Annotated in this window: 10 protein-coding genes; 5 read left to right on the top strand and 5 right to left on the bottom strand. The window is 60.3% G+C overall.

Features of this window, described 5'->3' with window-relative positions; all coding sequences use genetic code 11:
• Positions 1-84: 84 nt before the first annotated feature.
• The 5 genes from ACW9IR_RS26170 to ACW9IR_RS26150 all read right to left on the bottom strand — a co-directional run bounded on the left by ACW9IR_RS26170 (position 85) and on the right by ACW9IR_RS26150 (position 4,269).
• A complete protein-coding gene (locus tag ACW9IR_RS26170; protein WP_095051070.1) occupies positions 85-528 on the bottom strand; it encodes a hotdog fold thioesterase in 444 nt (147 codons plus the stop codon).
• A 31-nt stretch (positions 529-559) separates the two neighbouring features.
• Positions 560-2,215, bottom strand: a complete 1,656-nt coding sequence (locus ACW9IR_RS26165; RefSeq protein WP_457465516.1) for an AMP-binding protein — start codon at positions 2,213-2,215, stop codon at positions 560-562.
• A 210-nt stretch (positions 2,216-2,425) separates the two neighbouring features.
• Positions 2,426-2,878: a phosphohistidine phosphatase SixA gene (sixA, locus tag ACW9IR_RS26160; RefSeq protein ID WP_007917466.1), complete on the bottom strand. Its 453-nt coding sequence runs from the start codon at positions 2,876-2,878 to the stop codon at positions 2,426-2,428.
• Positions 2,875-3,222, bottom strand: coding sequence for a DUF4389 domain-containing protein (locus ACW9IR_RS26155; RefSeq protein ID WP_008087808.1), 348 nt, complete (start codon positions 3,220-3,222; stop codon positions 2,875-2,877). Before ACW9IR_RS26155 ends, sixA begins: the two co-directional genes overlap by 4 nt.
• Positions 3,223-3,243: 21 nt before the next feature.
• The gene (locus ACW9IR_RS26150) at positions 3,244-4,269 is read right to left on the bottom strand and encodes an NAD(P)H-dependent glycerol-3-phosphate dehydrogenase (protein ID WP_077574109.1); all 1,026 of its coding nucleotides are present in this window, start codon (positions 4,267-4,269) and stop codon (positions 3,244-3,246) included.
• Positions 4,270-4,465: 196 nt separating this feature from the next.
• On the opposite strand from ACW9IR_RS26150, the gene ACW9IR_RS26145 reads away from it, so the two are divergent.
• The 5 genes from ACW9IR_RS26145 to fabB all read left to right on the top strand — a co-directional run bounded on the left by ACW9IR_RS26145 (position 4,466) and on the right by fabB (position 11,419).
• On the top strand, positions 4,466-6,589 hold the full coding sequence (locus ACW9IR_RS26145) for a TonB-dependent receptor plug domain-containing protein (RefSeq protein WP_457465513.1): 2,124 nt from the start codon (positions 4,466-4,468) through the stop codon (positions 6,587-6,589).
• A gap of 1 nt (position 6,590) precedes the next feature.
• Positions 6,591-7,523, top strand: coding sequence for an ABC transporter substrate-binding protein (locus ACW9IR_RS26140; RefSeq protein ID WP_457465511.1), 933 nt, complete (start codon positions 6,591-6,593; stop codon positions 7,521-7,523).
• The gene (locus ACW9IR_RS26135; protein ID WP_457465509.1) at positions 7,520-9,424 is read left to right on the top strand and encodes an ATP-binding protein; all 1,905 of its coding nucleotides are present in this window, start codon (positions 7,520-7,522) and stop codon (positions 9,422-9,424) included. The genes ACW9IR_RS26140 and ACW9IR_RS26135 overlap by 4 nt, the downstream gene beginning before the upstream one ends.
• Before the next feature lie 247 nt (positions 9,425-9,671).
• Entirely contained in the window at positions 9,672-10,187 is a 516-nt protein-coding gene (gene fabA, locus ACW9IR_RS26130; protein WP_003227150.1) for a 3-hydroxyacyl-[acyl-carrier-protein] dehydratase FabA, read from the top strand.
• An 11-nt stretch (positions 10,188-10,198) separates the two neighbouring features.
• Positions 10,199-11,419, top strand: a complete 1,221-nt coding sequence (gene fabB, locus ACW9IR_RS26125) for a beta-ketoacyl-ACP synthase I (RefSeq protein ID WP_034155815.1) — start codon at positions 10,199-10,201, stop codon at positions 11,417-11,419.
• Positions 11,420-11,574 lie beyond the last annotated feature (155 nt).

Here is an 11,574-nt window from a genome sequence, read left to right as displayed (position 1 = left end):
CCGAATCTGGATTCGACTCGGTATCTCAGGTCGATGTACTTCGAATAAACCACTCGGTCAGTCCCCTCTCCCTCGGGGAGAGGGTTAGGGTGAGGGCGGCTGCTCACCCAACGGCACAACCGCCATGGTCAGCCGCGATACACAACTGGCCTTGCCTTCATCACTGGTCAAACGGATATCCCACACATGAGTGGTGCGACCAATATGAATCGGCTTGGCCACCGCCGTCACCCGGCCACTGCGCAAGCCGCGCAGATGGTTGGCGTTGATCTCAAGCCCTACGCAATAAAACTTGCTGGCATCGATGCACAGGTAACTGGCCATCGAGCCGACGGTTTCCGCCAGCACCACCGACGCGCCGCCGTGCAGCAAACCGTACGGCTGATGGGTGCGATGATCGATGACCATGCTCGCGGTCAGCGATTCTTCGTCGAACGCTTCGAAGCGGATGTCCAACACTTCGCCGATGGTGTTCTTCTGGATTGCGTTCAACTGCTCGATGTTCGGAGTGGTACGCCACAAGCTCATCGCAGACTTCCTTTGTTGTTTTAGTCGTCGCTCAATCCTGCCACAGCACCGCCTCGCTGCGCTCGCTCCATTCTTCGAAACGCGCGCCGTAGGTGTCTTCGATGACGTTGCGCTTGATCTTCAGGGTCGGCGTAAGGAAGCCGTTTTCCACCGCCCAACTGTCCTTGACCACCACCAATCGGCGCAGGCGCTCATGCTTGTCGAGCGCGGCGTTGACCTCCTCCAGGAGTTTTTCCAGACTCGAATGCAGACTCGCCCGGCCCTCCTCCTGATTGACCGTCGACAGCACACACAACCCCAGCGGTGCACTCAAACCGTCACCGACCACGCAGACCTGTTCGATGCGTGAATGCACGGCCAGACGATTTTCGATCGGCGCCGGGGCGACGTATTTGCCCTTACTGGTCTTGAAGATTTCCTTGAGTCGGCCGGTCAGGCGCAGGCGCCCTTCAGCATCCTGCTCGCCCTTGTCGCCGGTGCGCAGAAAACCGTCCTCGGTCAGGGTATCGGCGGTTTTCTGCGGCTCCTTGAAGTAACCGAGCATGTTCGCCTGACTGCGTACCTGCACCTCGCCCGACTCGTCGATACGCACTTCGACATCGGGGCACGGCTTGCCGATCCAGCCCTGCTTGTATTGCCCCGGCAGGCAGATATGCGAGTAGCCGCAGCTCTCGGTCATGCCGTAGACCTCCAATACATCGAGGCCGAGTTTCTGATACCAGGCGAGCAAGGTCTGCGGCACCGGCGCTGCACCGGACAGCGCCACGCGCAAAGCATCCAGCCCCAAGCCTGCCAATACTTTGTGCCCGACCCGCTTGCCAATGAACGGCAGGCCGAGGAGAAACTCCAGCCGCTGCGCCGGGATCTTGCTGTACACGCCCATCTGGAATTTGGTCCAGATGCGCGGCACGCCGAACATTGCGGTCGGCCGCGCTCGTTGCAAGTCAGTGATAAAGGTTTCCAGGCTCTCGGCGAAGAATACGGTCTGCCCGGTGTAGATCGACGCCAGTTCAACGAACATACGCTCGGCGACATGGCACAGCGGCAGGTACGACAGCAGCCGATCGTTCTCGTTAAGCCCGAACAGTTGGGTGCCGCGCGTGGTAGCGAAACCGAGATTGGCAAAACTGTGCATCACGCCTTTGGGCAGGCCGGTGGTGCCGGAGGTGTAGATGATCGTTGCCAGTTGTTCGGCGGCTGGACGCGGATCGCCCTGAATCGGTGAGCTGCGCTGCAGGTCGGCCCAGGTGAAATCAAAATCCCCGGGCGGGTGCAGTGGCAGGCTGATGGTCGGCAGATCCGCCGGCACGCCTTTGGACATGTTCGGCCAGTCGTCGAGTTTGCCAATGAAAGCCAGAACGCTTTCCGAGTGATTGAGCACTTGGGCGACGGAGTCGGCGGTCAGGTTGGGATACAGCGGGACAGAGACGTGCCCGGCCATCCAGATCGCCAGGTCGGCGATGATCCAGTGCGCGCAGTTTTTCGAGATCAGGGCGATGTGACTGCCTTGTGGCAACTCGCGGGCGCGCAACCAATGTGCGGCGCATCGAGCCTGATGACCTACATCAGCCCAAGTCAGGGTCTCGACTTGTCCGCCACCGATGGGCTGCACGAGAAAGCGCTGGCGCGGGTGCCGGGCTTCACGTTCGTAAAACACGTCCAGCGGCAAACGGAATGCGGCAGACATGCGACTCGCTCCTGTTTTTCGGGTCTGGAGCAAGCGTAGTCAACCAAGCAAGTGCTTGGTTGGAAAATTCACACAAATAATTTCATGGTGTACGCGGTACCTGTAGGCCTTCGCCTGCTCGCGATAGCGGTGTATCAGTCAGCATTGATGTCGACTGAAATGGCCTCATCGCGAGCAGGCTCACTCCTACAGGGGTCGGTGTTTACAACTTCAGGGGTGTTTGAGGCTATTGAGGGTCATCGAACCTATCAGCAACTCAGGGCTTTCCAGCTCAGCCAACCCGGCCGTGCTGACCTTCTCCGGCGGATACCCGGCACCATGCTGCAAATAACTCAGCAGATTGCCCACCAACGGGTTGTGGCTGACCAGCAGCACATTGCTCACCGACACCAACTGGTCGGTGACCTTGTCCGGATCAACCTCCGGCGTCAGCCACTCGACCGTGCGAATCTCCGGCTCGAAACCCAGCGCTTCGCGAACAATCTGCGCGGTTTGCTGCGCACGCAGATAAGGACTGGCGTAAATCGCCGTCAGCGGCTGGCCGATCAAGCGGGCGGCGCTGCTCAAGGCTTCTTTGCGACCGTGCTCGGTCAGTTCCCGTTCGGAATCGGGGCACGAGCCGTAAGGCACGGCCTCACCGTGACGCAATACCCAGAGTTTCATAGCTTGGGTTCCTCATCTCGAACCGGATGCGGCGCCGGCGCGACGGCGTGTGGCGCCTCACCTTCCGGAGTACGCGGCGTTGGCCAGTCGGCGAACGGCCACGGTTTCTGGTCGCTGTGGAAGCTGCCGAAGCGGCCGATCTGCGCCAGAAACTGGCTCAGGCTGTCGCCAAAATTCATCAGGCTGGCGCTCGGGGCGCCATAGATCAAACGATAGATCAATTGCACCAGCACCACCGCGCCGAGGATGAACTGCGCCACTTGCCAGACCAGCACATAGACGATCATCCACAACACGCGCAGGAGGATGGATTCGTACTTGGCTTCGGTTTTCGGATCGTTCATGGCTTGCTACTCCCGGCTCACTCAGTTGAAACCACTGGTGGAAATAAAATCGACGTCGGTTTTCGGCTCGGCTCGCATCAGTAGACCGATCACCTGCTCCAGCGTGCGTCCTTCGAACAGGATTGCGTGCAGCCCGGCGACCAGCGGCATGTACACGCCGACTTCCTGGGACTTTGCCTTGAGCACTTTGAGCGTGTTGACGCCTTCGGCAACTTCGCCAAGACGCGACACCGCTTCGTCGAGGCTCAAGCCCTGACCCAGCGCGAAACCGACTTGATAGTTGCGGCTCTTCGGCGACGAGCAGGTCACGATCAGATCGCCGACACCGGCCAGACCGAGGAACGTCATGGGATTAGCGCCCTGATTCACCGCAAACCGCGTCATCTCGGCGAGGGCGCGAGTGATCAACATGCTCTTGGTGTTCTCGCCCATTTCCAGCGCCACCGCCATGCCGGCGATGATTGCGTAAACGTTCTTCAACGCCCCGCCCAACTCGACGCCGAAACGGTCGGCGCTGGCATACACGCGGAAGGTGCGGCCATGCAGCGCGGCTTGCACGGCTTTACAGAGTTCTTCGTCTTCGCTGGCGACCACGGTGGCGGTCAGCGCGTGCTCGGCGATCTCGCGCGCCAGGTTTGGCCCGGACAACACGCCGATGCGCGCATTCGGGGCGATCTCTTCGAGAATCTGGCTCATCAGCTTGAAAGTCTGTGCTTCGATGCCTTTGGTCAGGCTGACCAGCATCTTGCCGCTCAGGCGCTCGGCGTGGGCGGCGAGCACCGTGCGCAATGCGCTGGACGGCAGTGCGACGAAGCACAAATCACAGGCATCGAGGGTTTCCTGCAGGTCGGTGACGGCGGTCACCCCCGGCAGAATCTTGATGCCTTTGAGGTAACGCGGGTTTTCGCGATTGACCCGGATGGCCTCGGCCTGCTCGGGGTCACGCATCCACTGCCGGACTTGATGGCCATTCTCGGCCAGTAGATTGGCCACGGCGGTACCAAAACTTCCGCCTCCCAGGACCGCAATCGGGCGCTGTTCAGTCATATGCAATCCGTTAATCCATACCAGTGGCGATGGCGGCATTATACGGGGCGGCCAACGCGCGGCCAGCCCCAGCAACAATTACCGACACTTGTAGGAAGAAGACCAATAAAACCTAGGAAAATGCCTGCAACGTGACTGGAAAAGTCGCTGCCCTCGGTTAACATGCGCGCCAATTCTTCGCTATCAAGGTTGTGTCGTGTCTTTTGGCTCTGCGTCCCCGCGTTCGTCCATCTTACTGGCGCTGCTGTTCAGCCCGGTATTAATGGCGGACGACCTGTTCATGGACAACGAAGCACTGCCGCAGGTGCTGACCGCCACGCGCCTGAAACAGACGCCAGCGGAAGTGCCGGGGAGCATGACCGTACTCGACAGCGAACTGATCAACGCCAGCGGTGCCCGCGACATCAGCGAACTGCTGCGCCTGGTGCCGGGGATGATGGTCGGCAACATCAGCGGCAATCAGGCGGCAGTCAATTACCACGGCACCAACGCCAGCGAAGCGCGGCGCATGCAAGTGCTGATCGACGGCCGTTCGGTGTACCGCGCCGGTTTGTCCACGGTGGACTGGAGCGATATTCCGGTGGCCATGGAAGACATCGAACGCATCGAGGTTTTTCGCGGCCCGAACACCGTCAGTTATGGCGCCAACGCGTTGATGGCAGTGGTCAACATCATCACCCGCCACCCGGCGGACAGCCACGGCACGCGGTTGAAGTACACCCGTGGCCAGCGCGGCATCAATGATTTTTACGCCAGCCAGGGCACCAGCTGGAATGGCGGTGATCTGCGCCTGTCGCTGTCCGGTCAGGAAGATGACGGCTTCGACAGCGAGCGCAGCGGCGCCGATTACCGCGACAGCCGTCGCTTGAATCGCTTCAGTCTCGCGGTCAGCCACACCCTCAGCGATAACCAGAGCCTCGACTGGCAGGTCAACGCCAAGGATGGGACCAACCAGCGACCGTACACCTACCGCCCGGTGTTCTCCGGGATTACCGCCGCCGGGAACAATTCCGACGTGGTGGCCAAGGATTACGCCGGCTCAGTGCGCTGGAATCTCGACATCAACCCCGAACACAGCCTCTATATACAAGGCTCGGCGCAACACTGGGATCGTCAGCAAACCTGGCGCGCCTGTGATGCCGAGGTGTCGTTCAGCCCTGAGCTGACACAGCTGTGGCAACTCAACCCGAATTACACCGAACGCCTCGCGCGCAACATCACCCGTTTCACCGGCCCCGGCGCTGAGCCCGGTACCCCGCAGGAAATGGCCTTGGCCAATCAGGTGCTCGATCAGTGGCGCAACGGCGCCAGTCGAACCCTGTGCGGCGACATCGACCAGAGTGCCCGCGAATCGCGCTACGACCTCGAACTGCAGGACACCCTCAGCCTGTCCGACAGTCTGCGTCTGGTCAGCGGCATGAACTATCGTTACGACCGCGCCGACTCCGAAACCTACTTCAATGGCACGCTGGACGACACCACGTGGCGCGCGTTTGGCCAACTGGAATGGCGTGCCACGGAACACTGGCTGTTGCAGGGCGGTGCGATGTTTGAAAACACGCAACTGATCGGCAGTTCGCTGACCCCGCGATTTGCCGTCAATTACCTGATCAACCCGCGTCACGGCTTGCGCGCGGTGTACTCGGAGGCGATCCGCTCGCCGGACATGTTCGAGAACAATGTCAACTGGAGCTATCAGGTCAGCAACCTGCACCCTTCCGCCTTCGGCCAGTCTTCGGCACGTTACTTCGTCAAGACCCGCGGTCCGGGTGACCTCGACCAGGAACACATGCGCTCGCGCGAGCTGGGCTACAACGGCTATTTCGCCGAGCTCGGTCTGGCCCTCGACGTGAAGCTGTTCTACGACGAAATCACCGGGATGATCAGCGAGCCGCTGCGCAACAACCAATACATTGCGAGCAACGCCAACAGCTCACGCTTTCGTGGCACCGAAACCCAGCTCGACTGGCGCGTGAGCCTCGCCGACCGCTTGCGTTTCACCTACGCGTTCGTCGATGCCGAAGCGAGTAATCCGCTGGATCAGCAATTCACCTCGCGCAACAGCGGATCGGCCGGCTGGCTGCGCGATTGGGGCCATGGCTGGAACAGCGCCCTCTTCTATTACGGTGACAACGCGCTCAATGGCTACCGTTTCGAACGGGTCGATACGCGTATCGCCAAACGCATTGCGCTGGGCAAAGCCCAGCTGCAACTGGCCGGCGTGCTGCAACAGCGCCTCGACCATGAGCCGACCACCTTCGTCGACAATAATTACGACGAGCGTCGGGTGATGTATTTCAGCGCCGAGCTGGAGTTCTAGGATGCGCTACGGGCCGTCACGGAAGCTGCCAACCTTTGGCCACTGGCTGGCCGGGGTATGTCTGTTTCTGACCGCATGGCTGCATGGCGTGGCGGTGCAGGCCGCCGATATTCTGTTGACCGGCGCCGAGGAAAGCCCCGGCGTGCAAGCGTTTGTGCAGGCACTCAGCGAACTGCGCCCGACCGACAACGTGCGCTTCCAGCCGTTGGCCAGTCTGCCGGCACCGGGCAAACTGCCCGCCAGTCTACGGCTGATTCTGCTCGATCTGCCGAGCCTCGACTGGCGTCTGCAAGAATCCCAAGGCCCGGCAACGCTGGTGCTGCGTATCAGCCGCCTGCAAGCCCGCCAGCGTCTCGGCAGCGCGCAACCGGCACACCTGAGTTTGCTCTGGAGTGATCCGCCGCTGAGCCGCCAGTTGCAGTTGATCCGGCGCATTCTGCCTCAGGCACGGCGGATCGGCGTGCTGTTCGATGAACACAGCGAATTCCTCCTCAAGGAGCTGAATCTCGCCGCCGCGCCGCTGAATCTGCAAATCGTCAGCGAGCGCTGGGACAACACCCACGACAGCCGCCCTCTACAAGCCGTGCTGAAGAACAGCGACGTGCTGCTGGGGCTAGACGACCCCGACCTGTATAACCCGAAAACCGCAAAAAACCTGCTGCTCAGCAGCTACTCACGGCAAGTCGCACTGGTCGGACCCAACGTTGCGTTCGTCCGCGCTGGCAGCCTGGCCAGCAGTTACAGCGATCAGAACGACTGGCTGGCAATCCTTGATCAATTGCTCGACCAACCGCCGGCCAATTGGCCGCGGACGCTCTACCCCGCACGTTCTAAAGTCTCAAGTAATGCGCAGGTCGCTCGTTCACTCGGTATCGAACCGCTGAACGACGCATCTGTTGCCAGCGCACTGGCTGAAGGAGAACGCCGCCCATGAGTTTCCGTCGCCGTTGGGACATCAACACCCGCACCCAGTTGATCAGCCTGGGTCCGGCGCTGTTGCTGACCTTGCTGTTGATCAGCTTCTTTACCTTCGTGCGCATTCAGGATTTGCGTCAGGAGCTGAACCACACCGGCCAATTGATCGCCAACCAACTGGCGCCCGCCACCGAATACGGGGTGATTTCCGGCAACAACGAAGTGCTGGAAAGCCTGCTCAAAGCCACACTGGCCACGCCCAACGTACGTTTTCTTGAGGTGCAGGACAGCGCCAACCGGATTCTGGTGTACGTCGAACAACCTGCCGCTGCGCACAGCCGGCCACATCAGGTCGAGGTGTTCCAGGCACCGGTACGCTTGCAACGCATCGCCCTGCACAACGATTTCTTCCAAGACGGCAAAGTCAGCAATGGCGCGGCCAGCGAGGACTATCTGGGACGGGTGATCGTCGGTCTGTCCAACGATGCCTTCAGCCAGCGCCAGCAGGAGATCCTGCTCAAGGCCGGGATTCTCGCGCTGTTCGCCCTGCTCTTCACCTTCGTTCTGGCGCGGCGCCTGGCCGGCAGCCTGTCGCAACCGATTCGCGATATCGGCGACGCGGTCAAAGCCATTCAGGACGGCGACTATAAAACCCCGCTGCCGATCGTCGATGACACCGAACTGGGCGCGCTGTCGCAGCACATCAACAACCTCGCCCAGGCGCTGGAACAGGCCAGCCGCGAGCAGCATCAAGCCATGGCGCAACTGATCCAGACCCGTGAAGAGGCGGAGAAGGCCAACAACGCCAAATCCGACTTTCTGGCGATGATGAGCCACGAACTGCGCACGCCCATGAACGGTGTGCTGGGCATGTTGCAATTGCTGGAGACCACCGAGATGACCGAGGAACAGGTCGAATACGCCGCCCTCGCCTCGGAGTCCACCGAACACCTGCTGAAAGTCATCAACGATATTCTCGACTTCTCGCGCATCGAACGTTCGGAGCTGGAACTGGAGCACATCCCGTTCAACCTTGCCGAGCTGATCGGCGCCTGTGCGCAGTCGTTCCAGCACAGCGCGGTGCAGCGAGGGCTGGCGCTGAATCTGCGCATCCCGGACGACATGCGCGGTTTGCAGGTGCAAGGCGATCCGACGCGGATCCGGCAGATTCTGGTCAATCTGGTCGGCAACGCGCTGAAGTTCACCGAACAGGGCCGGGTCAGCATCGAGGCGCAGTGGCAGTCGCTGGATCACGAACTGCTGTGGTTCACCTGTTCTGTGCGTGACAGCGGCATCGGTATTTCTTCTGAAAGTCTGGAGCTGATGTTCAACGCCTTCCAACAGGCCGACAGTTCGATTTCACGGCGCTACGGCGGCACCGGACTCGGTCTGCCGATTGCTCGTACATTGGCCGAGCGCATGGGCGGCACCTTGCGCGCGCAGAGCGAGGAAGGTCGCGGTTCGGTGTTCACCCTGGAAATTCCGCTGGCACTCTATAAGCAAGCGCTGCCGCCATTGGCCGCACCGCGCGCGCTCAATGGCAAGGGTCATGGTGAAGGCCGCAATGTCTTGCTGGTCGAAGACAATCCAGTGAACCAGACAGTTATCGAAGCGATGCTGCGCAGTCTGGGCTTTACTGTCAGTGTCGCCACCGATGGCGCACAAGCGGTACGCAGTGCCGAGGGCAGCGACTTTGAAGTGATTCTGATGGATTGCCGGTTGCCGATTATCGATGGCTATGAGGCCACCCGGCAGATCCGTTGCCTGCCCGGACGCAGCGACGTGCCGATCATCGCGCTGACCGCCAACGCGTTGCAGGGTGACCGCGAAACCTGTCTGTCGGCGGGTATGAACGATTATCTGGCGAAGCCGTTCAAACGTAATGATCTGCAGCAGATTCTGCAGCGCTGGGTGTCGTAGTGTGGGCCTTTCGACCATCTGCGACTGGCGTGAAAAGCGAAAGTGCGGCAGTCTTAGGCACCCGAACGAGCCTCAAAAGGGGCTTGAATAAAAATTTCAGTGCACAAGTGTACATTCATGTCCTTGGTGCTGTGACTTTCACCACAACGCAATAGTCTATGAGTAGGCTGCCGGTTCGAGGCATGAACGCTTCGAACGGTCGGGAAGATTTGCCCCACCTGCCGCATGGGATTATTGAGGAGCTCGCATGACCAAACAAAACGCCTTTACTCGGGAAGATCTGCTGCGCTGCAGTCGCGGTGAGCTGTTCGGCCCAGGTAACGCGCAACTGCCCGCCCCGAACATGCTGATGGTCGATCGCATCACCCTGATCAGCGAAGAAGGTGGCAAGTACGGCAAAGGTGAATTGGTCGCCGAACTGGATATCAACCCTGACCTGTGGTTCTTCGCGTGCCACTTCGAAGGTGATCCGGTGATGCCGGGCTGCCTCGGTCTGGATGCCATGTGGCAACTGGTCGGTTTCTTCCTGGGCTGGCAAGGCCTGCCGGGCCGCGGCCGTGCGCTGGGTTCGGGCGAAGTGAAATTCTTCGGTCAGGTGCTGCCGACCGCCAAGAAAGTCACCTACAACATTCATATCAAACGCGTCCTCAAGGGCAAGCTGAACCTGGCCATTGCCGATGGTTCGGTGACTGTCGACGGTCGCGAAATCTACACCGCCGAAGGCCTTCGCGTCGGCGTGTTCACCTCCACTGACAACTTCTAAGGGTTATTCGCATGCGCCGCGTCGTTATCACTGGTCTGGGCATTGTTTCGTGCCTGGGCAATGACAAAGAGACCGTCTCCGCTAACCTGCGTGCAAGCCGCCCTGGCATCCGGTTCAACCCGGAATATGCCGAAATGGGTCTGCGTAGCCAGGTTTCCGGCTCCATCGACCTCAACCTTGAAGAGCTGATCGATCGCAAGATCTATCGCTTCGTCGGCCACGCAGCGGCTTACGCCTACCTGGCCATGAAAGACGCCATTGCTGACTCCGGCCTGACCGAAGAGCAAGTGTCCAATCCGCGTACTGGCCTGGTGGCTGGTTCCGGTGGTGCTTCCACGCTGAACCAGATGGAAGCGCTGGACATCCTGCGCGAGAAAGGCGTGAAGCGCGTTGGCCCATACCGCGTAACGCGGACCATGAGCAGCACCGTTTCCGCTTGCCTGGCCACGCCATTCAAGATCAAGGGCCTGAACTACTCCATCGCTTCTGCCTGCGCTACCAGTGCTCACTGCATCGGTACCGCCATGGAGCAGATCCAGATGGGCAAACAGGACATCGTTTTCGCCGGTGGCGGTGAAGAAGAACACTGGAGCCAGTCGTTCCTGTTCGACGCGATGGGCGCGCTGTCCAGCAAGCGTAACGACACCCCGGAACAAGCTTCCCGTGCCTACGACGCCGACCGTGACGGTTTCGTCATCGCTGGCGGTGGCGGCATGGTCGTGGTTGAAGAGCTGGAACACGCTCTGGCCCGTGGCGCGAAAATCTACGCGGAAATCGTTGGCTACGGCGCGACCTCCGACGGCTACGACATGGTTGCCCCGAGTGGCGAAGGCGCGATCCGCTGCATGCAGATGGCGATGTCCACCGTTGATACGCCGATCGACTACCTGAACACCCACGGCACTTCGACTCCGGTCGGCGACGTTGCGGAAATGAAAGGTGTGCGTGAAGTGTTCGGCGACAAGGCACCTGCGATCAGCTCGACCAAGAGCCTGTCCGGTCACTCCTTGGGCGCCGCCGGCGTTCACGAAGCGATCTACTGCATGCTGATGATGGAAGGCAACTTCATTGCCGGTTCCGCCAACATCGACGAGCTGGACCCGGAAGTGGCCGATCTGCCGGTGCTGACCAAGACCCGCGAGAACGCCACCATCAACACCGTGATGAGCAACAGCTTCGGCTTCGGCGGCACCAACGCCACGCTGGTACTGAAGCGCTGGGAAGGCAAGTAATTCCCCGCTGCTGAGCCACACATGAAAACGCCCCGACTGGTTCGGGGCGTTTTTTTTCGCCTGCAGAAAACTCATGGTCGACACAAATCCCCTGTGTAGGAGCTGCCGAAGGCTGCGATCTTTTGACTTTGATTTTTAAAAGACAAGATCAAAAG

Source organism: Pseudomonas sp. SDT291_1_S447 (assembly GCF_054070155.1).
Note: the sequence above shows the minus strand (reverse complement) of the source record. Positions and strands in the feature narration are given on the sequence as shown.